At 37.8% G+C, this 25,943-nt stretch carries 21 protein-coding genes; 6 read left to right on the top strand and 15 right to left on the bottom strand.

The annotated features are described in order from the left end of the window. Nucleotides 1-210: 210 nt before the first annotated feature. From hypF to DW000_RS00170, 11 genes are all read right to left on the bottom strand, one after another. Complete coding sequence (hypF, locus tag DW000_RS00220; RefSeq protein ID WP_120054611.1) at nucleotides 211-2,490, bottom strand: carbamoyltransferase HypF; 2,280 nt, start codon at nucleotides 2,488-2,490, stop codon at nucleotides 211-213. Between the two features lie 35 nt (nucleotides 2,491-2,525). Further along, nucleotides 2,526-3,935, bottom strand: coding sequence for a thioether cross-link-forming SCIFF peptide maturase (gene scfB / locus DW000_RS00215; protein ID WP_004697254.1), 1,410 nt, complete (start codon nucleotides 3,933-3,935; stop codon nucleotides 2,526-2,528). Nucleotides 3,936-4,101: 166 nt separating this feature from the next. Further along, nucleotides 4,102-4,245, bottom strand: a complete 144-nt coding sequence (gene scfA, locus DW000_RS00210) for a six-cysteine ranthipeptide SCIFF (RefSeq protein ID WP_004693318.1) — start codon at nucleotides 4,243-4,245, stop codon at nucleotides 4,102-4,104. A 100-nt stretch (nucleotides 4,246-4,345) separates the two neighbouring features. Continuing rightward, nucleotides 4,346-5,107 carry an ECF transporter S component gene (locus tag DW000_RS00205; protein ID WP_012864151.1) on the bottom strand — a complete coding sequence of 254 codons (762 nt, stop codon included), beginning with the start codon at nucleotides 5,105-5,107 and terminating at the stop codon, nucleotides 4,346-4,348. 49 nt (nucleotides 5,108-5,156) lie between these two features. After that, nucleotides 5,157-5,999: a hypothetical protein gene (locus DW000_RS00200; RefSeq protein WP_101928143.1), complete on the bottom strand. Its 843-nt coding sequence runs from the start codon at nucleotides 5,997-5,999 to the stop codon at nucleotides 5,157-5,159. Beyond that, on the bottom strand, nucleotides 5,992-6,396 hold the full coding sequence (locus DW000_RS00195) for a hypothetical protein (RefSeq protein ID WP_008600576.1): 405 nt from the start codon (nucleotides 6,394-6,396) through the stop codon (nucleotides 5,992-5,994). The genes DW000_RS00200 and DW000_RS00195 overlap by 8 nt, the downstream gene beginning before the upstream one ends. Nucleotides 6,397-6,512: 116 nt before the next feature. Then, nucleotides 6,513-8,651 carry a heavy metal translocating P-type ATPase gene (locus DW000_RS00190; protein ID WP_024061222.1) on the bottom strand — a complete coding sequence of 713 codons (2,139 nt, stop codon included), beginning with the start codon at nucleotides 8,649-8,651 and terminating at the stop codon, nucleotides 6,513-6,515. A gap of 16 nt (nucleotides 8,652-8,667) precedes the next feature. Beyond that, nucleotides 8,668-8,928, bottom strand: coding sequence for a DUF6110 family protein (locus DW000_RS00185; RefSeq protein ID WP_004697111.1), 261 nt, complete (start codon nucleotides 8,926-8,928; stop codon nucleotides 8,668-8,670). Nucleotides 8,929-9,032: 104 nt separating this feature from the next. Then, nucleotides 9,033-9,239: a FeoB-associated Cys-rich membrane protein gene (locus DW000_RS00180; protein WP_004697259.1), complete on the bottom strand. Its 207-nt coding sequence runs from the start codon at nucleotides 9,237-9,239 to the stop codon at nucleotides 9,033-9,035. 231 nt (nucleotides 9,240-9,470) lie between these two features. After that, complete coding sequence (gene feoB, locus DW000_RS00175; protein WP_005387093.1) at nucleotides 9,471-11,843, bottom strand: ferrous iron transport protein B; 2,373 nt, start codon at nucleotides 11,841-11,843, stop codon at nucleotides 9,471-9,473. A 9-nt stretch (nucleotides 11,844-11,852) separates the two neighbouring features. After that, nucleotides 11,853-12,086 (bottom strand): FeoA family protein, encoded by a 234-nt coding sequence (locus DW000_RS00170; RefSeq protein ID WP_004697076.1) that lies wholly within the window; start codon nucleotides 12,084-12,086, stop codon nucleotides 11,853-11,855. 539 nt (nucleotides 12,087-12,625) lie between these two features. Here DW000_RS00170 and DW000_RS00165 point away from each other — a divergent pair. Then, the gene (locus DW000_RS00165; RefSeq protein ID WP_024061223.1) at nucleotides 12,626-13,924 is read left to right on the top strand and encodes a DEAD/DEAH box helicase; all 1,299 of its coding nucleotides are present in this window, start codon (nucleotides 12,626-12,628) and stop codon (nucleotides 13,922-13,924) included. 122 nt (nucleotides 13,925-14,046) lie between these two features. Here the strand turns inward: DW000_RS00165 and DW000_RS00160 are convergent, their stop codons facing one another. Then, nucleotides 14,047-16,368 carry a DNA topoisomerase 3 gene (locus DW000_RS00160; protein ID WP_008713605.1) on the bottom strand — a complete coding sequence of 774 codons (2,322 nt, stop codon included), beginning with the start codon at nucleotides 16,366-16,368 and terminating at the stop codon, nucleotides 14,047-14,049. A 178-nt stretch (nucleotides 16,369-16,546) separates the two neighbouring features. On the opposite strand from DW000_RS00160, the gene DW000_RS00155 reads away from it, so the two are divergent. Then, nucleotides 16,547-18,142: a peptide chain release factor 3 gene (locus tag DW000_RS00155; RefSeq protein WP_012864142.1), complete on the top strand. Its 1,596-nt coding sequence runs from the start codon at nucleotides 16,547-16,549 to the stop codon at nucleotides 18,140-18,142. A 444-nt stretch (nucleotides 18,143-18,586) separates the two neighbouring features. Further along, the gene (locus DW000_RS00150) at nucleotides 18,587-19,834 is read left to right on the top strand and encodes a sodium/glutamate symporter (RefSeq protein ID WP_120054610.1); all 1,248 of its coding nucleotides are present in this window, start codon (nucleotides 18,587-18,589) and stop codon (nucleotides 19,832-19,834) included. Between the two features lie 90 nt (nucleotides 19,835-19,924). Here DW000_RS00150 and rsmA read toward each other — a convergent pair whose 3' ends face one another. Both rsmA and rnmV read right to left on the bottom strand, forming a co-directional pair. Beyond that, on the bottom strand, nucleotides 19,925-20,779 hold the full coding sequence (rsmA, locus tag DW000_RS00145; protein ID WP_120054609.1) for a 16S rRNA (adenine(1518)-N(6)/adenine(1519)-N(6))-dimethyltransferase RsmA: 855 nt from the start codon (nucleotides 20,777-20,779) through the stop codon (nucleotides 19,925-19,927). Between the two features lie 13 nt (nucleotides 20,780-20,792). Next, on the bottom strand, nucleotides 20,793-21,320 hold the full coding sequence (gene rnmV, locus DW000_RS00140; protein ID WP_004697202.1) for a ribonuclease M5: 528 nt from the start codon (nucleotides 21,318-21,320) through the stop codon (nucleotides 20,793-20,795). Between the two features lie 106 nt (nucleotides 21,321-21,426). Between rnmV and DW000_RS00135 the strand changes: the two genes are divergently transcribed. The 3 genes from DW000_RS00135 (at nucleotide 21,427) to msrB (ending at nucleotide 24,679) form a co-directional block, all read left to right on the top strand. Next, entirely contained in the window at nucleotides 21,427-22,365 is a 939-nt protein-coding gene (locus tag DW000_RS00135; protein WP_120054608.1) for a LysR family transcriptional regulator, read from the top strand. Nucleotides 22,366-22,618: 253 nt separating this feature from the next. Further along, on the top strand, nucleotides 22,619-23,740 hold the full coding sequence (locus DW000_RS00130) for a 5-methyltetrahydropteroyltriglutamate--homocysteine S-methyltransferase (RefSeq protein WP_004693284.1): 1,122 nt from the start codon (nucleotides 22,619-22,621) through the stop codon (nucleotides 23,738-23,740). After that, nucleotides 23,741-24,679, top strand: coding sequence for a peptide-methionine (R)-S-oxide reductase MsrB (msrB, locus tag DW000_RS00125; RefSeq protein WP_004697196.1), 939 nt, complete (start codon nucleotides 23,741-23,743; stop codon nucleotides 24,677-24,679). A 122-nt stretch (nucleotides 24,680-24,801) separates the two neighbouring features. Here msrB and DW000_RS00120 read toward each other — a convergent pair whose 3' ends face one another. Further along, nucleotides 24,802-25,779, bottom strand: coding sequence for a 3D domain-containing protein (locus DW000_RS00120; RefSeq protein WP_004693280.1), 978 nt, complete (start codon nucleotides 25,777-25,779; stop codon nucleotides 24,802-24,804). Nucleotides 25,780-25,943 lie beyond the last annotated feature (164 nt).

Here is a 25,943-nt window from a genome sequence, read left to right as displayed (position 1 = left end):
TATAACAAGTTTTATATACATTTACTTTAATAAAATATCTCCAAAATATATGAATAAAATTAATATTATTGTATCACAGTTACACTCATTATTTAGTGATAGTGGCCACAAACAACTAGAGCTTAAACTGGCTATACAACTCATATGGATTAAACAATATTCAAAACATTACTAAATAAATTTGTCTAAGAATAAGAGTTGCATGACAATTTATAATTGATTTCCTAACCACAATTGTCCTAAAGCAAGTCCACCATCATTAGAAGGAACTGCTTCATTCATATATAAATTACCTATATGCCACGTCCTATATATGAATTCTAATAATTTACGATTTTGAAATACACCACCAGACATGGCCGCATCACTAATATTATATCGCTCCATCAAGTCTGCCGCCGTTTCACATAGTGCTATTGCAATTGTTTTATGAAATGAAGCGGCTAAATGAGCTCGACATTCACCACGAACAACACCATCCATAATAGATTGAACTGTAGGTGTAAAATCAAGAATATGTCCATCATAATGGTAAGTAAGTAATGATCCTTTTTCATCACCACATAGAGTTTCTAAAGCAATGGCAATTTGTGCATCATAACTATGGACCATACCAAGACCTAATAAAGCACCTACAGTATCAAATAATCGCCCACAGCTTGTAGCTTGAATCATGGGCATTCTAGATTGTAATGCTTTATCTAAAATTTCCCATCCCTTTGGAAGTTCCTTCATCCATTCTTGATATACAAAAGGGATATCATCGCCATAATAATTACGAATATACCATAAGGCTTGTCGCCAGGGTTCAGAAACAGCCTTTTCTCCGCCAGGTAATGGAGCTGCATGAATATGTGCCAATCTCTGATATTGATTGCCTTTACAAAGGAGAAATTCTCCCCCCCATATAGTTCCATCTGGACCATAGCCAGTACCATCCATAGCAATCCCTAGTACAAGCCCCCTTAAATTGTGTTCCGCCATAACAGACGCTATATGAGCATGATGATGCTGAACAGGTACAACAGAAAGATGGAAACTTTCACCTATTTTTTCACCTAACCGAGAAGAAAAAAACTGGGGGTGACTATCTATGATAATTTTATCTGGTTGCACAGAAAATAAGCTCTTATATCGTTTAATAGTCCATTCTAGTGTTTCATGAGTTGATATATTTTCTAAATCACCAATATGGGGCCCTACAAGAACTTCACTACCTTTATTCATAGCAAAAGCATTTTTTAAATCACTGCCCATAGCTAATATCGAAGTTTGTTCTAAACCATCACAATGAATAGGTTCAGGCACATAACCACGACTGCGACGAATAAATCGAGGTTTATTATTGATGACCACTACCACTGAATCGTCAAGGGGCGCATAGATTTCACGATTATGAACGAGGAAATAATCTGCTACCTCACCTAGTTCATTAAACGCTTGATCGTCGTTATATAATACGGAATCACCGCTTTTGTTACCACTGGTCATTATCCATGCCGCATCAAAAGGTAATAACACCTCATGCATTGGTGAATAAGGTAACATAACCCCTAACATGCGATTATCAGGAGCCACATAAGAGCTTAAATGAACAGAACTATTATGATTCCTTTCTAATAACACAATAGGACGTTCCATCCCCGTTAATACATCTAGTTCTACATCGTTAATATGTACTAACTCAATCGCCATATCTAGAGATCCCACCATTATTGCTAATGGTTTATGCGGTCTATTCTTCCGCTTACGTAATCGTTGTACAGCAGCGTCATTTCTAGCATCGCAAACAAGATGATACCCTCCTACACCTTTTATGGCGATAATATTACCTTCATTGATCAATTCCCGCGTAGTATTCCATACATTTACCGTATCTACAGCCGTGCGATTTGGCTTGTATAAAGTATACCAAGGCCCACAATAAGTGCATGCATTTGGTTCAGCTCTATAACGACGCCCCTCTATATCTTCATATTCAGCCTTACAATCTTCACACATGGGGAACTCATTCATCGTCGTCCGTTCTCGATCATAGGGCAAAGATTTGATTATCGTATACCTTGGTCCGCAATTTGTACAATTGATGAAAGGATATTCCTTTCTACGTTTATCTTGTTGTAACTCTTTAAGGCAATCATTACAAGGCGCAGTATCAGCACTAATAAAGGTACTCACGGATTCACCTAAAGGGGATGCCTGCACAACAAAATCACTTTCATGCATATTAAGTGTAAGATGCTGTACAGTTTGACTAGTAATACGACATAAACGAGGTTGCTCCTCTTGAACAGCATCTAAAAATAACTGCAATTCACCTAGAAAACCTTGAACTTCAACATACACGCCTTGACTATCATTATATACAAAACCTGTTAATCCTAGAGAATGGGCCAACATAGAAACAAGGGGTCGGAATCCGACCCCTTGAACTATACCGGTATAGCGAATTCCCCAGCGTTCTGTAGTTTGATTACTATTTTGTTTCATATAAACTCCTACTATACTCGGAGAATCAAGTGTAATTAACCTAATGCAACAGGAATACTGCCATCAATACCAGCTTGTTCTAATTCAGCTTGAATCATGATAGCACATTCAATACGTTTCTTCTGTAAACGACAACCAAATTCATAAGGTGTCTCTAGATCGCCACCCAATGTAATGTTGTTCGCATGACAGCCACCGGAACAGAAGAATTTCGCCCAACATTCAGCACAAATTGGCTTAGAGAATACATGTGTATTACGGAAATCTTTAGGAATCTCTGTATTTTGTAAACCATCATACACATTACCAAGCACGTATCCATCTTTGCCTACAAATTGATGGCATGGATAAATATCACCATTTGGTACAATCGCCATATATTCATGACCTGCCCCACAACCTCGAAGGCGTTTCGCCATACATGGCCCACGATATAAATCCATGCGGAAGTGGAAGAAGTTAAACTTCTCACCCCAGCCTTCTAACTGGCGTTGTAAATAAATATCTGCTAGTTTTTCATATTCTTTCTCTAAAGCTGGCCAATCTTCTTCACGAAGTACATAGTCCCCTTCTTCACCGACAACAGGCTCCATGGACAAATGCTCAAAGCCGAGATCAGACATTGCCATAACGTCTTTAGTAAAGTCTAAGTTTTTATGTGTATACGTACCACGTACATAGTATTCAAGACCGTGACGCTGTTTTACAGCATTGACAAGATTCTTTGCAATATATTTATAGGATTCAGCACCACTACCCGCTACAGGTCGCATCGCATTATGAACGGATTCACGACCATCCAAAGATAATACAAGACTCATCTTATGCTCATTCACATAATCAATTTTATCTTGTGTTAAAAGCATACCATTCGTGGTCAATGTAAGTTTGAAGATTTTGTTGTGCTTTTCTTGAATGGATTCAATGTATTCAACCGTTTGCTTAACAACATCCCAGTTCAACAATGGCTCACCACCGAAAAAGTCAATTTCACAATGTTGGCGAGGTCCACTCATTTTAATAAGAAAGTCCACAGCTCGTTTTGCTACATCAAAGCTCATCAATTCTCGTTTAACACCGCCGTAATCACCTTGACTAGCAAAGCAATATTTGCATGCTAAGTTACAATCATGAGCAATATTTAAGCATAATGCCTTAACAATAGGTTTCTCACCTACTACAAGTTTAAACTCTTTACTCATCGGTGCAAATAATTGCTCCGCTTTGATGAGCTCATCTAACTCGTCCATAATCTCATCTAGTTCTACTGCATCTTCTTTAGCATCTAACGCAGCATGTACAGCATCGCGATTAGTGCCATCATATATGTCAAGAACTCTATCGATGAGTTCGTCGATAACATGGATAATACCGCTATTTACGTCTAAGCAGTAATAGTTATCCTTCATCCGAAACTTATGGATCATTGGTTTTAATTCTAACATGGTACCTCCAATTGATTTGTATGGTAAAAGCTCTAGTATATAGAACTTTCTAGATAATTGTACCACATTTCCACACTAAACGTTATAAAAAGAGTCATAAAGATATACCATACAATGTATGTCTTTAAAACATAAATAAAAAAGGCCCGCTAAGCGAGCCTCTTCATTATTTTTGTTTGCAAACTTGGTTACCAACTGTGCAGCTTGTTTTACAAGCGGATTGGCAAGATGTTTGACATTCCCCACAACCGCCAGTTTTAGCAGTTTTTTGTAAGGATTCAGTGTTGATAGTACGAATACGTTTAGCCATGATTATCCTCCTCAATACTTATCGAATGATATTTATTTTATCATATTTATAAAAAGCCTGTAAAATACTATTTCGTTATATTTTCGTCTACAACTTCAGCTTATTTGGTTTCTACCACTTCAGTTTCTCCTAATTGATGGTCTGTAACTTTTGCGTCTCGCATAGCTTCACCTTTAGTTTTCTTAGGAGCATCCTTACGCAATACTTTTCGTAAAGCCATTGCCACTGGTGTTACAATTACAGCAGCAAAAACTGCTTCTGGAATACCATGTGTAACAGACAAGAATACAATAGAGCCTAATACTTGATCTGGACTAAGATTCATTTTAAGAGCAAACATATCTGCATAGAGTAAGAAGATTAATCCCATAACCATGATCGTATGAAATACAGTCCCCATAAAAGCAGAAACAATAATACGCGGACCTTGCGGTGCTTTCCACAATAATAGATATACCAAATATGCTAATACTGGGAAAAGTATACGCGGTAATACGGAAATGATTGGATTAATAAATAGTGGGGATAAAATATTAGGAGCTGTAATATTTTGCCACAAACTATAGCAACCAAAGATAAAGCCAACAAAGGCCCCCACTTTTGGTCCTTCTACAATAGCACCAATTAGAGTTGGTACATGTAAAGTTGTTACATTTAGCGGTCCTAATGGAATAATACCATAACCAGAAAGCCCTAATGCAATAGTGATACCTGCTAGTAGACCAATAATTGTCAATTCTCGAATCGTAATGCCACTTTTCTTCTCTTTTTTGGCCTCTTTACGTTCAACTTGCTTCAGTTTTTCATTGTCGTGGATTGATACAGTTGAGTTATCATCCAATGGACGTTCAATGTTGTTCATAGATCCTCCTTCGCTCTCATTCCTTACGGATATAAGTCGAAACTAGAAATTAAATACGTTCACGGCGTCGTGAAATAATACCACGCTCTACCAATGCACCTATAATCACTGCGCCACCGGTCATACCAGCTTCTAATAAAGTTGGAGTTACAAACACTAGTGGATTACCTTGGTACGTTGGAAAAACGGTGGGAACTAAAGATAAAATAAATTCTGGAATATAACCACCATACAAGATATGGGCGTTCATAGCAAGCCATATGCCTGCAGTAATAATGATACGCAACAAACGTACACCCTTATATGCTAAATCTCTTGGATACAAATAGAATACAAAGACCAATAAAGAAACTAATAATAATACAAGTTCAGCAAATAATATATTTACATTCATGGATGATGCATACATAAAATATACCATCGGATCTTGTAAATCTATATATAAGATTGAAGCAATATACAAGAACGGAATCGGTATAGTATAGGCAATTATATCTAACGCTTCATCAATCATTCCCCATCGATGAGTACGATTGAAATACTTTGTGGCTAACAAACCACATAGCTCAATAAGAACTTGAACGATAAAATATACTACAAATAAAAGTAGTACTTTTGCTAATCCATTATCTACATTAAAGCTAAATGGTGTATGAAGAAACGAAAATACCGTCCACCAAGCCCAACTATAAGCATGATAGCCCATGCTTAGCGGTAAATCATCGTTAAACTTGGCATTCTTTAGTCGTCGCACCATAATTGGTATGACTAGCGACAAAACGGGGAACACTAAAATGGGTATTGATAGTGCCCCACTTAATGAAAGTACTGTCGTAATAGCACTTACAAAAAGTGAACAAATTAACGTAAATAACCAAAAACTTTTATTCATTACGGTCTCCCACCAATCGAGTTAAGCCATAAGCTATAATCAAGCTAAATGTGACACTAAAATACATAGCTAATAAAAAGGCTATATCACGACCTACTGTTGGCCATCCCCACAACATGGATAAATCAATACCTAAGAAAATTCCTTTATAGCTGATACCGTGAACGACAACCCAGCTCACTACATAAGCGATACGACTTATAGATTTACCCTCACCAAAGGTACTGCTTTTAAATGATAAATAGGCCCAAGGCATACACAAGGATAACAACAAATACCATACTAGTGCTACTGTCGCACTCGATCCATTATGAATCATATATGCAATAATGGGAATTACCACAATAAATAGATTCAAATAGAAGGAGCGTCTGCAAATATCTATCAAAATGTTCATATAAATCTCCTACGATATGTAATCTCCTTGTATTTTACAATAATCATAGATAAATGTCATCAAAAAAGAAAAACCTCCATATAGGTAAATCAATACCTATATGGAGGTTCCTTTGATTAAGCTACTACAGAATCAGCTGTTACATCAATTGTAGGAACAGTTTCCTTTGGTTCTTCTTTTTTCAACAATGGTGTCATGCTTTCAAGCCCGATCCCCAATGTGAATAGATTATGCAACCAAGCAGTTTGACTTGGTGGCATAAAGCCAAGTACACCGCCACCAACAAGAGCACCATTGAAACCAACGATACCATTGTAATTTGCTTTGATACGTTTCATCAATGCAATAGAAATGCGGCGCAAATCTACAAGAGCTTGTAGATTATCGGAAGAAATAGTAACATTCGCAATCTTTTGAGCAATTGGAGCGCCTTCATTCATAGCGATACCAACATGAGCCTCAGAAATTGCTGGGGAGTCATTGATACCGTCCCCTACCATCATAACAGTATAGCCTTCAGCTTTGGCTTGTTTTACATAACTTGCCTTATCTTCTGGCAATACTTCTGCATGCACTTCATCAATACCAAGTTCATCAGCTACGCGTTGTGCATTACGCTTAGAGTCACCAGTCATCATGACAACCTTTTTAATGCCTAATGCATGCAAATCAGCTATAACTTGTTTTGCCTCTTCACGTACAGGGTCTTTAATGCAAATAACCGCTGCTAATGTACCACCAATAGCGAGGTAAATATGTGAAGATGTATTTGGTAAATTATTGAATTTTTCTTGTTCATCAGCAGGAATCTTTGTTTTTTCATCATCAAAGATATAATGAGCACTACCAATGCGTACACGATAGCGACCAACCTTAGATGCAATACCATGAGCCACAACGTATTCTACGTCAGAGTGCATTTCCTTATGAGGTAATGCATGATCCTTAGCAGCACGTACAATTGCTTTTGCCATGGAATGAGGGAAATGCTCCTCAATACATGCAGCTAATTTCAACATTTCATCTGCATCATGACCGTTAAATGGAATAATTTGTTCAAACTCAGGTTCAGCTTTAGTAAGAGTGCCTGTTTTATCGAACACAATCATATCTGCTTGTGCAATTTGTTCTAGGAACTTACCACCTTTAACAGTGATACCGCGTTTAGATGCTTCTTGCATAGCGGAAAGTACTGCTAATGGAATGGATAATTTAAGAGCACAAGAGAAGTCAACCATTACGAAAGACAATGCTTTCATCACATTACGAGTCAACAAGTATGTTAAACCAGCACCAATAAAGCTTATTGGAACTAATTTATCAGCCATGCGGTATGCTTGTTGTTCCATACCGGATTTCATTTGTTCAGACTCTTCAATGAGGTTAACGATTTTTTCGTAACGAGATGTTTTGGATGTGCTACGTACTTCTACAATAGCTTTACCGTCTTCAACAACAGTACCTGCATATACAGAACTGTCTTGATCGCGACGAACCGCTTCTGGTTCACCAGTCATGGAGCTTTCATTAACAAGAACAACACCATCGATAACGACGCCATCCAATGGAATCACTTCGCCTTGACGAATGATAATTTGATCGCCTGCTACAACTTCGTTAACGGGCTTGCTCACTTCGATATCGTCAACTAATACCCATACTTTATCTACGTTCAAGGACATGCTTTGAGCAAGATTCAATACGGATTTACGGTGAGTCCATTCTTCCAAAATATCCCCAATACCCAATAGGTACATAACAGCACTAGCTGTTGGGTAGTCTTTTTGAAGTAAAGCAGCACCAATAGCTACACCATCAAGTACTTCGACAGTTAACTTACGTTGCCACAATGTTTTAATAGCCTTACCAATAAATTTAATACCGTCAAACCAAGCCCATGCAGCCGCAATCGGTGCAGGAAGCACTGCTTTTTTACCTAAGTAAAGTGCAGTACGGTTGATCATCATTTCACGGTATTTTTTATTTACCAAGCGAGGAGAATATTCGTTCAAAGCAGGAGCTTCAGACAAATCTAAATCGCGTAGACCTAGCACTGCATCACGCACAGCATCAATATCGCCAGTATGTTTAATGGCGATTTGACTGCTACGAGTGTAGAAGGTTACATCTACAATTGCATCATTAAGGAATAATGTATCCTCTACATAAGCTGCTTCAGCCTCTGTAAAGTGATGACCAGTTACCTTAACATGCAAGCGATTTCTGAGTTTTTTTACTACAGAAAATTGTAACATATGTGCAATCCTCTAATTATTTGTTTTCTTCAAAGATTTCTTCGTTGCGTGCTTCGTTGATTTCTTGAGCTTCTGCCAATACATCAGATGCGGATGCTTGTACTTTTTCAGCTGTTTCTAATACAGTTTCTTTAGCGCGAAGGCCAGCTGCTACGATACCAGCATATACTTTTTTAGCGTCTTTGGAAGTTAAAACTTTAAGACCTACAGTACCCAATGCAAGACCTGCTGCGAATAAGTTAGCGTTTTTAAGATTTTTTTGATCGATGTTGAACATGATAATATTCCTTTCTACTAAATATGATAAAAAATTTAATTACTATATTTGAAAAGAGGAGCCATTATAGAGACCCCTCATTCAAATTCAGAATTCGTATTAGCTTACTTAGCAGTACGTTTAATGCCTAGTGCTTTATTGGAACCATCACAGCTGCAGTTACCACCGCAACCAGAAGATTTTTTAGAGCCAGACTTGGAGCTACCGCCACCACAGCCACAGCCACCTTTACCAGACATTTGTTTGTAAAATTTATTACCGATATAAGCTAATGCTAATACAACTATGAGTCCTATAACAAGATTATCCATTATTATGCCTCTTTCTCAATATCTACTAAATTATAATATGTGTATTAGTGATAAACAAGATAAAAGCAATATCTAAAGGATATTTCCCTTTTCTCATTATCATTTAACCACGAATATTGATAATTATCAAGTATTATTTTTAAATTACTTATAACAAAATCGCAATTTTTAAATTCATTTTTGTTTAAAGAATCTAAAGGTGGCTAAACTCTCCTATTTAGCGACTCTAGATTAGAAACCTAATGCGCGACCAATGTTATAGAAGATGAAACATGCAATCCATGCAAATGTATTTTCATAGCAGAACATGAATGCAACCCATTTCCAAGAACCTGTTTCACGTTTGATAACAGCTAATGTTGCCAAACAAGGTGGGTAAATTAATACGAACAACATCATTGTTAATGCAATCAATGGTGAGAAGTTTGGATCATTTTGTAAGTAATCAGTCAATGGAGCTGGATTTTTATCATCACCACCTACTGCATATACTGTACCCAATGTAGAAATTACTACCTCTTTAGCCGCTAAACCAGCTACGAGAGATAAGCCCATTTTCCAGTCGAAGCCCAATGGTTCAAGTACTGGGTTGATTGCTTTACCAAAGGATGCTGCATAGGATTGTTCAATTTTTTCAGCAGCTTGTTCTTTATCAAGTTTGTCATTTTCAGCATCTAAGTTAGCACTGTTTTTATACATTGCCCATGCTGCTGGGAACAAGTCTTTATTTTCATCTTTAATATCATTGAATAATTCAGGTGCTTCAGAATCATCCTCTACTGCTACTTCAGGTTCATCTTCTCCTGCTTGCTTAGCAGCATCAGTAGCATCTTGTACAGTAGATTTCATATCTTCAACAATTTTATCAACTGCATCTTTTTGGTCATCTGTAGCAATACCGAATTGAGATAATGTAGCTGCATCTTTTACTTCATACTCTTGAGCAACTTGTTCTTTCACTGCATCATAATCTTTGGAGTATTCTACATCCATTGGATATGCAGTGATGAACCAAATCAAGATGGAAGCAGCCATAATGAAAGTACCGGCTTTAATGATGTACAATTTAGCACGTTCATACATGTGCATCCATGTAGCTTTCAATGTAGGCAAATGATATGGAGGTAATTCCATTACAAATGGTTCTGCTTCACCAGCAAATAAGAACTTACGGAAAATTTTTGCAAAGATAATACCGAAGATGATACCCAAGAAGTATACAGAGAATACAACTAAAGTACTATCCCAACCATTTGGGAAGAACGCATTTGCAAATAAGATATACACTGGCAAACGTGCAGAACAACTCATGAATGGTGTAATCAAAATCGTAACCATTCGATCCTTGTAGTTGTCGAGGATACGGGCACCCATTACGGATGGTACGGAACAACCGAAACCCAATAATAAAGGAATAAAGGATTTACCATGTAAGCCACATGCGCGCATTACACGGTCAATAACGAAGGCTGCACGAGCCATATAACCTGTATCTTCCAAGAAAGAAATGCCAAGGAAGAGTAATAAAATTAATGGTAAGAATGAAAGTACCGCACCTACGCCGGCAATAATACCATCAGATACGAGTGACTGTAATTGGCCCTCTGGAATAGTCTGAACCGCATAAGCTTGTAATGCAGCGAAACCATCCTCGATCCAACCTTGAGGAATACCACCAACGAAGTTAACGAACGCAAACAATAAGTACATAACAACCATGAAGATTGGTAAGCCCCAAATTCGATGCGTTAAGATTTTGTCATAACGGTCAGAGCGTGTTTCCAATTGAGTTGGCGCTTGTGTTAAACATGTATTATATACTTCTACTGCAAAGCGGTGACGATATTCTTGGAAGACAATATCAAGATCAACTTGATCCTTAATTTCTTCACGAATAGCTTCAGCCTTTTGAATAACAGCTTCCGTATTATCAAAGCGCATAACTTTGCCAATAACGTCAGCATCTTTTTCTAACAACTTAACAGCAATCCAACGAAGTGGATATGTAACAGTGCCCGCTTGTTTTAGCAATTCTACAAGCTCACTAATTTTACCTTCTAACAAATCACCATAGTTAATTGTTACACCAGGAGCTTTTTGAGAAGCAGCTACACTAATTATTGCTTCTAACAAGTCTTTTGTACCAATGTTTGTACGACCTACTGTGCTAACAATTGTAGCCCCTGTCATTTCTGCCATTTTTTTTAGGTCGTATTTGATGCCCATTTCTTCAGCAACGTCAGCCATGTTTAGAGCAATAACCATTGGCTTTTCAAGTTCCAATAATTGTGCAGCTAAATATAAGTTACGTTCCAAGTTAGATGCATCAAGAACATTAACAATAACATCTGGGTTATCATTTACGATAACATTACGCGCTACTAACTCATCCAAGGAACGTGCAGTTAAGCTATATGTACCTGGTAAGTCAATAAACAATAACTCATGGCCATCAAAGTTCGTATGGCCTTCCTTTTTTTCTACTGTAACGCCGGCATAGTTACCAACGTGTTGCTTCGCCCCTGTGATATTGTTAAACATTGTAGTTTTACCACAGTTAGGGTTACCTGCTAAGGCAATGCGAATTTGCCCATTTTCTGCCATGTGAACCTCCTATTGAACCTCTACATCAATCATGCCAGCTTCGCTTGTACGAAGTGCTAATTCAAAGTTTTTTACTTTGATTTCCACCGGATCCCCCAAAGGGGCAAACTTCATAACATGGATTTTTGTACCATTTACAAGACCCATGTCAATTAGACGATGCTTAACATTACCACTGCCATGTAGTGCAACAATAAGACCAGACTCACCTGGTTTCATGTCTTTTAACTTTTTGATAGCCATACGACACCTCCTAATTATTGTACCTAACAACCTCATATTAAACACACCAAATAATAATGCGTATTAATATCTTAAATTATTATATCAAATCAAGCATTAATTTCAACAATTATTATCATTTTTATGGTTTATTTTTATCTCATATCTATATTTTATTATCATATTTAATATGAGATTATTTATATGATTATCTAATAAAATACTGAATACTAGCTGAAATTTAATATTTCATGGCTATATATTTAGATACAGTAATCAATAAACACTACAAAGATTATCATTTACAAATGCTAACACATTCTCAATTAACAGTTTATAAATAGTTTAAATGTAGTTATTTTAATGTTTTCATTTCTCATTTCACTTAATTATATCAATATTTTTCTATATATTATCAAAAAAATATATTCGAAAGTACTATAATATTTTTTTGAGTCTAGAATATATTAAGACTATAAATCTTCCAAGTTCAATTCATTTGCCCCTAGTATGTGCATACTGTATAATTAATATAATATATATTATAGAAAGGACAATCCATGAAATCTTTTAAATCTTTAGGTGTTTGTGATGAGCTCATCATAGCCCTACAAAAACAAGGTATCAAGGAGCCCACGCCAATTCAAGAACAATCCATTCCTGTCGTCTTTAAAGGGAATGATGTCATAGCAAAAGCTCAAACAGGCACGGGGAAGACACTAGCCTTCTTACTGCCAATTTTACAACGTGTACATACTGATGTTCATCAAGAACAAGTGCTTATCATTGCACCTACACGGGAACTAATTAAACAAATTTCCGACGAAGCGAAGGAACTAGGTTCTATTTTAAATGTAGATATCCTCCCTCTCATCGGTGGTAAAACTATTGAAGCCCAACTACAGCAACTGGGACGTCGTCCTCAAGTTATTCTAGGTACACCTGGTCGATTATTAGATCACGCAAAACGCGGTTCCCTACATTTAGATTGTATTCGCCGTGTTGTACTAGACGAAGCAGACCAAATGTTGCATATGGGTTTCTTACCAGATATTGAAAATCTCATTAGCCAAACAGACGCTAATAGGCAACTGTTGCTATTCTCTGCAACAATTCCAGATAAAATCCGAAATCTCGCAAAGGCATACATGTCTAAACCTATTTCTGTAACAGCAGAAGGCAAACATATCACGCTCGAATCAATTGATCAACGAGTGTATATGATGAATCCTGAAGAAAAAACACAACGTCTCATCAAAATGATTGAAGATGACAATCCATTCTTAGCAATTGTATTCTGTAATAAACGGGAAGGTGCCATTCGTTTATCCTACGAGTTAACCGCAGCAGGGCTTAATATTGCAGAAATGCACGGTGACTTGACACAAGGTCGTCGCACACAAATTCTACGAGACTTTGCAAAAGCGAAAACACAAATCTTAGTAGCTACCGATATTGCGGCTCGCGGTATCGACATTGAAGGTATCACACATGTATATAATTACGACGTACCTCGCGATGTAGATTACTATATCCATCGAATTGGACGTACAGGTCGTGCTGGTAACTCAGGTATTGCTGTAACATTTGCAACTCCACAGGATGAGGCTTGGTTAAGACGTATTGAACGAGCTATTCAAGCTACGCTTACCAAATATACAAAAGATGGTCAGATTAAGACTAAGGGCAACGCCAGTACTGCGCCAAAACGCACAAAATCAGCTAGTAAACCTAAGGTTACAAGCACTTACCAATCCACTAAGGCGAAAGCTCACAAAGCACGAGGCCACAAAGGCTCCAATACACGCCAACGCCGTGCTTCTACCTCCCAAACGGGGCGTCGTGGCAAACGCAGATAAAATTCGGCTTAATATCCTAAACTAAATGAAACAATTTTTCTTCTACAAGAACATTTTCAAAAAAGACGCGTACAGCTAAGCTGTACGCGTCTTTTTATTATTTACAATAAAAACAATCATTTCTAAGTAATGTTAGATTTGTTAACATAAATACTCGGTACCCCATCTACATCAGAACATTGGGTCTTACATTGAGATCGATTACTACAAATCCAGTTTGTTCGACCTCTCACCTCTTGTTTCACAAAGTAACCTACTTTACATCTAGGGCATTTATATTGTTTATCTTCATCAGATACTTCAATATTACCTTCAACACTAGAAGTATCCTCTTCTACTTGCTGCGTATGTTTACACCTAGGATAATTCGTGCACCCTAAAAAGGCACCAAATTTACCATTCCGCTGTTGCAAACGGCCCTTTTTACACTTAGGACATACAGGCAATGAAGACAAGTCTATGCTTTCATTATCCATAGGGCGTTTACGATTTTGGCTCGTTATAGTTCGAACCACATTTGGCATCATTTGATCAAAGTTTATTACTTTATCAAAATCAAGTTTATCAATTAATAATTGTAAAAACTTAATTTGATCCGCTAAGAAGGAATCTAACGTATCCGCTCCTTCACTCATGAGTGCTAAGCGTTCTTCCCAAACAGCTGTTTCATCAGGATAAAGCAGCTCTTCTGGCAGAGCATCTACTAAGAGATAGCCCGTTTCCGTTGGAGATAAGACTTGCTTCTTCCCTGACGTTTTCATAAAGCCTCGACTGATAAGCTCATCAATTATGTTTGCCCGAGTTGCTTCTGTACCAATACCAGATACAGCCTTTAATTGCTTTTTCAAGTCTTCATTTTTTACGAATTTATGAATTTCCTTCATCGCTTGTAGTAATGTGGACGGCGTAAAACGGGATGGTGGCTTTGTTTGTTTAGCCTCTACAGAAGAATCCGTATATAAAACAGTATCGTTCTTTTTAACCGCTGGCAAGTGGTCCGTTTCTTCAATAACCTCTTTTTTAGGGTCTGATTCAGCCCCACGCTCATCGGTTAGATCAGGCTCGTCATTGTCTGTCGTAGATTTAGACTTATGTCGTTTATAAAGCAATTTCCATCCTTCTTCGATAACTACACGACCATTAGCTACAAACTCTTCCTTACATTGTTCTACTACAATTTTAGTTTGCTCGTAAATATGCTCCCCATAAAATTGCGCAATATAAGCTTGACTGATGAGGAAATAAATATTTCGCTCCTCTTGGGACAAACTATTTATATTGCAGGCCACCGTTGTAGGAATAATAGCATGATGGGCGGTAATTTTCTTTTCATTCCAAGCACGGCTCTTAATAGAACGATCTGCATCGGCAGCCCACTGTGCTAATCTCTCATCACCTGCATTTTGTAGATTGTTGAGGATTGCATTGCGATCATCATATTGATTGGGTGGTAAATATTCACAATCAGAACGTGGATAGGTAGTTAATTTCTTTTCGTATAATTTTTGCGCTGTATCAAGTACAGTCTGTGGATCATAAGAAAAGGCTTTACCTGCCAATACTTGTAAGGATGATAAGGATAAAGGCAATCGTTGTACATCTTTTTTCTTAGACTTTGTAACACCTTTAATAAAACCGTCTGGTCCAGCTTGTAAACATTCTACTAATTCATCAGCAATAGCTTTATTAATGAGTCGTCCATCTGGGTCAAGCCCCTTTTGTTCGTCTGTAGGCTGCCAAGTCGCCCAAAACACCCCATTAGGATGGTTATATAATACCTTTACAGTAAAATAGTCTACTGGTTTAAATGCAGCTAACTCTCGTTCTCTACGTACAACAAGAGCTAACGTTGGCGTCTTTACACGACCAATTGGCAATGTTACCTTATGACCTTTATAACGTTCAGATAATGTATAGGCCCGAGATAAATTCATCCCAATGAGCCAGTCTGCTCGCGCTCTTGCCAATGCAGATTGATATAGATTGTGAAAGTCCTTGTTATCTCTCAAATCATCAAGAGCAGAACGAATAGATTTTTCATCGAGGGCATTTAATAGAATACGCTGCACTGGTTTTGTATTACCTACATAGTACAAAACTTCGTCAACTAAAAGTTGACCTTCTCGATCCGGGTCACCTGCATTGACAATGACATCTGCTTTACTAATAAGGTCTTTTACAATTTCAAACTGTTGACGGCTGCTATCTGTGACAAGCAATTTCCACTCATCAGGCACGATAGGAAGATCTTGAGGGCGCCAACGGATATATTTATCATCGTAATCTCCTGGCTCAGCCTGATGCAATACATGACCTACTACCCAAGTCACCACATCATCCCCTTGGATAAAATAACCATTCCGTTTTTGGATATTCTTATTTTCTGGTAAGCATTTACTGATTTCGCGAGCCATGGATGGCTTTTCTGCAATAAATAACCGCATGGATCCCCTCCTTAACCTGAAGATAACGGCTAACCCCAAGCCGTTCTATGAAATCTCATTATACTACAATTTAGTGGTCATAACTAGAAAAATCATGTATAATTTTTACGATATATAGACTGTGAAAGTAAAACCTAAAGATTTATCTGCTTTCACAACACATTAATAGAGGTGAATCATGACATTTTTAGAAGAAGTACAACGTCGCCGTACGTTTGCTATCATATCTCACCCGGATGCGGGTAAAACAACATTAACGGAAAAATTACTATTATATGGTGGTGCTATTCACTTAGCAGGCTCCGTAAAGTCTCGTAAAACTGCAAAACACGCCGTATCCGACTGGATGGAAATCGAGAAACAACGTGGTATCTCTGTAACAAGTTCCGTGTTGCAATTTGACTACGATGGTTGTCGCGTAAACATCCTTGATACTCCTGGTCACCAAGACTTCTCTGAAGATACATACCGTACATTGATGGCTGCTGACAGTGCTGTCATGCTTATCGACGTAGCAAAAGGCGTAGAGGCCCAAACAAAGAAACTATTTGCCGTATCAAAAGAGCGCGGTATTCCTATCTTTACATTTGTAAACAAAATTGACCATTTCGGTCGTAGCCCATTCGATCTAATGGAAGAAATCGAAAATGTTCTGGGCATTCGTACATGTCCTATGAACTGGCCTATCGGTATTAATGGCGAATACAAAGGCGTCTACGACAGAGAACACGAAACTATCGAGCTCTTTGCAAAAGACGAAACTCATGGCCAAGAAAAACTTGCATCCGAAAAAGGTGCTTTAACGGATCCGCGCATGAAAGAGCTATTAGGTGACGATGTATACCAAGCATTGCTTGACGATATTGAGTTGCTCGACGTTGCTGGCGATCCATTCGATTTTAATAAGGTTCGTGCTGGTGAATTAACACCTATGTTTTTCGGTTCTGCTATGACGAACTTCGGGGTAAAACCATTCTTAGAAAAATTCTTAGAACTAGCTCCATCCCCTGCTCCACGACAAGCGGTAGAGGAAATGGTACAGCCTACTAGTGAAGACTTCTCTGCTCTAGTATTTAAAATCCAGGCTAATATGGACCCAAATCACCATGACCGCATCGTATTTATGCGTATTTGCTCTGGTAAATTCGAAAAAGGTATGTCCGTATTACATCGTCAATCTAATAAAACAATCCGTCTATCTCAGCCGCAACAATTCTTAGCTACGGAACGTACCATTGTGGAAGATGCGTATCCAGGCGATATTATTGGTGTTTTTGATGCAGGTACTATGGGAGTAGGCGATACACTTTGTGCACAAAAACACAAAGTAACTTTCGGTGACTTCCCTGTATTCCCGCCGGAATTCTTTGCCCGTGTATCCCCGAAAGATACTATGAAACGTAAGCAATTCCAAAAGGGTATGACTCAATTGGCTCAAGAAGGGGCTGTTCAAATCTTTGAACAACCAGGTGCCTTTGATTCCTTCGTAGTCGGTGCCGTAGGTATGCTTCAATTTGAAGTTCTTGAGTACCGCCTCAAAAATGAATATGGCGTTGATTTATTAAATCATACATTGCCATATGGAGTAGCCCGTTGGATTGATGGCGAAGTTGATATTGCATCATTAAAAGGTGTTGATAATGCGATGATTGTAAAAGATAATCGGGATCGCACCGTTGTTCTTATTTCCAATGAATGGCAAATGGGTTGGGTTCAAGAGCGTAATCCGGATGTAACATTCTTAACAACCCCTAAATTACACCATGAGCTATAACTTCTAATTAGCTTATTGCTAGGTATATATATTTTAGTTATAACTTAACATGCATTTATAGAACGAATTTATCGCATTTATAATTTAGAGCCTTACGAAATAACATAAAAATATTAAATTTTAAAACTGGAGTATATTTTATATAATTATAAATATAAAAAATATATTCCAGTTTATTTTTTTATAACAAGAAGGAAAATCACAGATTTAAGTCGAATACATATAGTATGATTATGTACATAAGTAATATATACTATTACTTTTCTATATTTATATGTATAATCATAAAAATAGCTTTATTAATATTATTGTTTTTTTGTGTTGTTATGAGTGTTTAAAGATAAAAATGTAAACTTTTTATACGTTATATATTCTATAGTATTTTTTGACCATTCATGATACCATAAAATTCAGATTTATTTTTTATTTTAAAGGAGTGATTTTATGCCACTTATTGACTTAGCCCTAGTCAACAATGTATGGACCTTAAAACTGTCCATGATTCAAACTGTAGGTCTTGCTGTAATTACCTTATTCATCGGTACTTGGATCAATAAGCATTCCAAGTTCTTACAACGTATGTGTATGCCTGCACCAGCGGTAGGTGCTCTACCCTTTGCATTTTTAACTGCTATTTTGTCTTATTATAAAATTTTAAACATTACCTTTGAAGGTTCCTTACAAACATTTCTAATGCTTGCTTTCTTTACCACTATCGGTTTAATGGCATCCTTAAAAGTCCTCAAAAAGGGTGGTATCTTCATTATTTTCTTCTTCTTAGCATGTGCAGTGTGGATTGTAGTACAAAATACTGCAGGTATTATGATTGCTAAAGCATTAGGAATTGAGCCAATTATTGGCATCATGGCTGGTTCTGTATCTATGATTGGTGGCCTTGGTACAGCTGGTGCCTTCGGTCCATATTACGAACAATTACTTGGTATCCCTGGTACCGCTTCCGCAGCAGTTGCAGCTGCAACATTTGGCATGGTAGCTGGTACAATCCTCGGTGCGCCTATAGGTGAACGCATTATTAAAATGCATAAAGTTAAAACACCTTATGAAAATCCTGAGCTAATGGAGGATGAAGGCATCGATATGATCGAAGATCACGTTGAAAGTGGTGGCAAACAGTTCAACTCTCAAGATCTTTTAACAATTTGTATGTGGATTGGCCTTGCATTAGGCATCGGTACCATCGTAAGTGCTGGATTATCTGTTCTTACTCCACTACCTGCATATATTGGTGCTATGATTTGTGCAGCAGTAATTCGTAACTTTGGTGATTTTACTAAAGCATACAAAATCAACGATGCAGCTCTTGATGCGGTATCTAATGTAGCATTATCCTTATTCGTAACAATGGCTATCAACAGCTTAAAGTTAGTTCAATTAATTGATCTTGCTTTACCACTTATTACAATCTTAGTTGTACAAATGGGACTTATCTGTGTATTTGCATACCTTATTTACTTCCTCTTTGGTCGCAACTACGATGCAGTTATGCTTGGTTCCGGAGCTATCGGTTTCGGTTTAGGTGCTACACCAAACGCATTAGTTAACATGTTATCCTTAGCAAGTAAACACGGTCCATCCCCTCGTGCCTGGCTCGTAGTTTCCTTAGTAGGTGCCTTCTTAATCGACTTTGCAAATGCTTTCCTCATTACAACCATGGCTGGCATTCTTTACTAACTAAAAAGGACCCATTTGGGTCCTTTTTTCATGAAAAAGAGCTTATTGAAATGATATTTTATCAGTACAATAAGCTCTTTATGTATTATACTATTTGATTAAAGTCGCCCACGCGTTGGCTACATCGGCAAATTCTTGAAGGGTAAAGGTCTCACCTCTTCGTTGACCATCAATATTTGCTTTTGCTAATAACTCTTCAATTCTATCCCTTGTTAAGCCCGTTGTTTTCATCGTATTAGAGAATGTTTTACGGCGTTGCGCAAAACCTGCTTTCACAACGCGAAAGAATAGTTTCTCATCAATCACATCTACAGGTGGTTTATCACGCAATACGCAACGGATAACAGAACTTGTCACCGCTGGAGCTGGCAAAAAAGATTTAGGCGGTACATCAAGAACAATATCTGGTTCCGTATAATACTGAACAGCAACAGATAATGCGCCATAGTCCTTTGTACCGGGCTTTGCTATCATCCGTAAGGCCACCTCTTTTTGCACCATCACAACTAGACGTTCAATAGGTAATTTACTTTCCAACAAAGACATAATAATAGGTGTTGTAATATAGTATGGCAAATTAGCAACCACTTTAAATGGTTTATGATTCATAATCGTTGGCACATCAAGCTTTAACACATCACCATGAATGATACGTACATTGTCATAAGATGCCAATGTCGTATCTAGTACCTCCAATAAGCGACGATCTAGCTCGATAGCCGTTACATCTGCCCCACTTTGAGCTAAACCTTGTGTCAAGGTACCAATACCAGGGCCGACCTCTAGAACAGGTTCTCCCACGGTTAATTCCGCAGCATGTACAATTTCATCGACTATACCTCGCTTAATAAGGAAGTTTTGTCCTAGCTTTTTGCTCATTTTAATATCAAAGCGCTTACATATATAATGCACAACCTCTGGGCTTGCAATTACTGATTCTAACATCTTAACTCCTATTTTAACAATTTACTGCCTCTTCATAAGCATCTCGGGTTATACCATAATGATTTAAACGGTATAAAAATTGCTTTCCATTACCGTATCCAATACCTAATTTAGCACCAATAACCGCTCGACGAGCTGCACTATCAGGCATACCAGACAATCCGTGACGCACTAAGTCCACCATAGTAAATTCGTTAGATGATTCTAGAGATTCTACGTGTAATGTAGATAGAGCCTTTCTGATTGACTCTGGAGATGCTTGTTCTATGCCAATATCATCATTTGCAAACGCTTCGTCACGAGGCACAAAAGCATGTTGTGCATTAGGGAATTTTTTAGTTAAAACGCGTCGGATTCGCTCCCCTGCTGTATCAGGATCAGTTAATATAATAATGCCACGTTTCTCATAGGCAACGCGAATCATATCGATAACACCTCTTCTGAGGGTAAATCCTTCTGTAGCAATGCAATCAGCGTCTACAGCTTGAGCGATACGTTGTATATCAGATTTTCCTTCTACCACAATGACTTGTTTTAACATATATCCCCCTTTTATTCTATTAATACATTGTAGCATATATATAACATTGCTTAAATACTTATAATCGAGTAGTATTAATAGTGTAATATATAAAAGGAGGCCAATCATGACCTTACAACAATTAAAGTATGTCACTACAATTGCCAATATAGGCAGCATTAGTGAGGCAGCAAAGAGATTATTTGTGTCTCAACCGAGCCTCACCAAGGCTATTAAAGAACTAGAGAAAGAAATGGGCATTACCATTTTCGATCGTACTAATAAAGGAATTACCGTATCTAAAGAAGGGGAACGCTTCCTCGGCTATGCGCGCCAAGTGTTAGAACAAGCAGCCCTTTTAGAGGAGCAATATAAGAGCCAAAGCGGCGGTAAGAAACAATTTTCTGTGTCTACTCAACATTACTCCTTTGCAGTCAATGCCTTTGTAGAGCTTTTAAAAGGCGCTGAAATCGACCAATATGATGTATCTTTACGAGAAACACAAACCTATGAAATCATCGATGACGTAGCTCATATGAAGAGTGAAATTGGTTTGCTCTATTATAATGATTTCAACCGTCCTGTATTAGAAAAATTAATTCACACTAACGAATTAACCTTTACTGAATTATTTACGGCCCATCCTCATATCTTTATTGGTAAAACGCATCCACTAGCCCATAAAGAGGTAGTCTCTATGGACGAATTAGAGGAATATCCATATATTTCCTTTGAGCAAGGCGATCACAACTCCTTCTACTTCTCTGAAGAAATCTTCAGTACCGTAGTGCGCCCAAAACATATCCGTGTTCGCGATAGAGCATCTTTATTTAGCCTATTACTTGGCCTTGATGGATATACTGTATCTAGTGGTGTAATTGATAAAGAAGTAAATGGTGAAAATATCATTTCCGTACCACTTGCCGAAGAAGGTTTAATGCACATCGGCTATATTACTAATAATAAAATGCAACGCAGCCGTTTGGGTCAGGAATATATCCATGCCCTAGAACAATACGTTAGTAATTACGGTAGACATATTCAATTACCGAAAGACAAAAAATAATTATATATCATATTATTTATAGAGCGATACAACACTATTGTTCATTTTAGATGTATCAGATAATCCATAAAGAAGGCACTCTCTATTTTAGAGAGTGCCTTCTTGGGTATAACTTAAAGCATAAAATCACTCATAGACATAACTTTAAACTATATACAACTCAAATATATTGATATTTTTATATATAATCATACTTAGCTATAATTAACCTATCAAAATTATCGGTTTAATCGTTTATATAAGGAGGATTATTATGTCCAAACATACAGCACCATTCCACTTTGATATCGTAGGTTCCTTCCTACGCCCAGCAGAATTAAAAGAAGCACGCGAAGCTTTTAATAAGGGAAATATTACTCGAGAAGAATTAACAGCCGTTGAAGATCGTCTTATTACAGACCTCATTCAAAAACAGAAAGCAGCTGGCCTACCAGTGATTACAGATGGCGAATTCCGTCGTGCCTATTGGCATCTAGACTTCATGTGGGGCTTTAACGGCGTAAAAGAAATTGAACTGGAACACGGTTACAAATTCGTCGGTCAAGAAACAGCGCCAGGTTCCCTCGCCCTTACTGGCAAAATTACGGGAACAAACCACCCATTCGTTGAACATTTCAAATTTGTAAAACAATTTGAAGACGAAAATACTACGGCGCGTCAAACGATTCCTGCTCCCTCTCAGTTTTTGGCAGAGTTATTCCGTGAAGACAATGGCATTACAACGCGCTCCTTCTATCCAGATTTAGAAGAATTGATTCAAGATATTGCTGCCGCCTATCGCCAAGTAATTAAAGACCTTTACGATGCAGGTTGCCGCAATATTCAATTTGATGATTGTACTTGGGGTATGTGTTGTGACCATGCTTACTGGACAGGTCGTCAAAAGGATAAAAGTGTAACCATTGAAGGTGAAACCGCTAAATATTTACGTTTGAATAACTTAGCTCTTGAAGGTCGCCCTCACGACTTAGCATTTACTACACATGTATGTCGTGGTAACTATAACTCTACATGGGCCGCTAGTGGTGGGTACGAACCTATTGCCCCTATCCTATTTGCCAAGGAAAATGTAGACGCTTATTACCTAGAATTTGATGATGATCGCTCTGGAGGTTTTGAGCCATTGCGTGAAGTTTCTCCTAATAAAAAAGTTGTATTAGGTCTTATCACATCTAAACGCCCAGAGTTAGAAGATAAAGAAATCATCAAAGAACGTATCAAAGAAGCTACAAAATATATTCCACTTGAAAGACTTTGTTTATCTCCTCAATGTGGCTTTGCTTCTTGTGAAATCGGCAATCAATTGACCGAAGAAGAACAATGGGCTAAACTCGCATTAGTCAAAGAAATAGCTCATGAAGTTTGGGGTGATTAAATGAATGAACATACTATATATTTAGGCGGTGGTTGCTTCTGGGGCCTTCAAGGGTATATCAAAAAGATCTCCGGTGTCCTTTCTACCGAAGTAGGTTATGCCAATGGTCCTACAGAAAATCCAAGTTATGAAGATGTATGCCACAATAGCGGGCACGTAGAAGCTCTCAAGGTCATTTACGATGCTGATATACTATCTTTAGATCACTTAATTCAATATTTTCTACGTGCTATTGATCCCTTTAGTGTCAATAAACAAGGTGGTGACGTAGGCATTCAATATCGTACGGGTATTTATTATACTGATCCAACCGATAAAGCCGTTATTGAAAGTACCTTAGCACGTGCTCAAGCCTTTGAAGGTAAACCATTTGCTATTGAAGTATTGCCTTTAGAGAATTACTACTCTGCTGAGGAATACCATCAAGATTACTTAGACAAAAATCCTAATGGCTATTGTCACATTCCATTGGGGTTATCTGATGAACCACTCATCGATGATAATACATATGCTAAACCTTCCCAGGAAGATTTAGAGGCATTAACGCCACAAGAGTTTGAAGTAACTCAAAACTCTGCTACAGATGCACCTTTCAGCCATGAACTAACAGATGAGTTCAAAGCAGGTCTCTACGTAGATATTACAACTGGAGAACCCCTTTTTGTATCAGCCCATAAATTCGATTCTCATTGTGGCTGGCCTAGCTTTACTAAACCAATAGCTAAAGATGTTATCAAGTATTACCAAGATAACTCACATGGTATGAATCGCATAGAAGTTCGTAGCCGCATCGGTAATGCTCATTTAGGTCATGTATTTGAAGATGGTCCTAATGGCTCTCTTCGCTACTGTATCAATGGATCATCTTTACGATTTATCCCTAAAGATGAATTAAAAGGTACAAAGTACGAATATCTAATTCCATATATTGAAGACTAAAAAAGGACGCCTTAATCATAAGGCGTCCTTCTACTATATCTATTATAATTGAATATTACTGAGCTAAGTAGGTCCAATAAAAAGAGGATATATCTTATAGATATACCCTCTAAATCATCATATTAGTCCAAAACGTACACTGTAACGTCTTGGCGACCAAAGTCCATAGCCTCCCCATAAGAGTCCATTACAAGGTCGATTTTATTACCTACTATAGCACCACCTGTATCGGCAGCAATAGCTTCACCGTAACCAGGAATAAATAAACGTGTACCCAATGGAATAACATCTGGGTCTACTGCGGCAATGCCACGTACTGCAGGTAGACCCGTAGCGGTAATACCAGCACCATCACCATCGCCAGCAAGATAAGCAGATGCTTCCATTACGATAGCGCGAGATGCACGTCCTGCTACATTACGAGATGTAGTCACCTCACGAGTGCCCTCTTTAATAATTGTAGGTACCATTGCACGTTGTGTTACTTTAGATACATCATTAGTTTTAATAACTGTACCATTACTATATAGTGTTTCACGTTGTACTCGTTCTAAGCCAGGTTGACCAACTTGAACAACCTCTTCTTCGCCCTTAGCCATAGTATCATCTTTTTGACGAACCACTTCAACAGCAACCTCTTGATCTACTGTAGATAGAGAGCGGCTTGTTACTTGAGCAATTGTTATACGTGTACCACTTAAAACAGATCCATTTTCATCGCCCACTACTACATAGTTAGGTGCTTTGAAACCAAGCTCATTAGCAACACCTTGAGCAGTTGTTTCTGTAGTGAATACAGCTCTTGTTTTACCATTTACAGTTACATAAACTGGAATAGCACGAACAACCGTTAAGGTTGTTCCATTTTGAACTGTAGATGAACTAGAAATAACTTTATCGTTTGGATTTAACTTAACCCCGGCATCGCGTACAATGCCTTCGTTAGAATTTAAATGCGTTCTAACAGTGTGTGCTGCACCATCTACCATAACGGTAACGGTTTTATCATTATAAGAAAAACCGGTCATGGTTACAGCTGTTACAATCAATCCGGCAACAACAGACGAAATATATCGCTTGTGTGTCTTATGAATTCTCATGTTGTAATCCCTCCTGTAATGGTATTATTCTACTACAGATAGATACAACCTGTCAAACGCCGTAAGTTAACAATAAGGCAAAATCCTTTATAAATACTGAATTTATAACAGTTTGTATTTTGTATTTTTTAATGAAAGTCCACTGTATGCGTACATATCGATAT

This window comes from Veillonella sp. AF36-20BH (assembly GCF_003602765.1).
Classification (GTDB): domain Bacteria; phylum Bacillota; class Negativicutes; order Veillonellales; family Veillonellaceae; genus Veillonella; species Veillonella hominis.
This window is presented reverse-complemented; position numbering and strand designations above follow the sequence as displayed.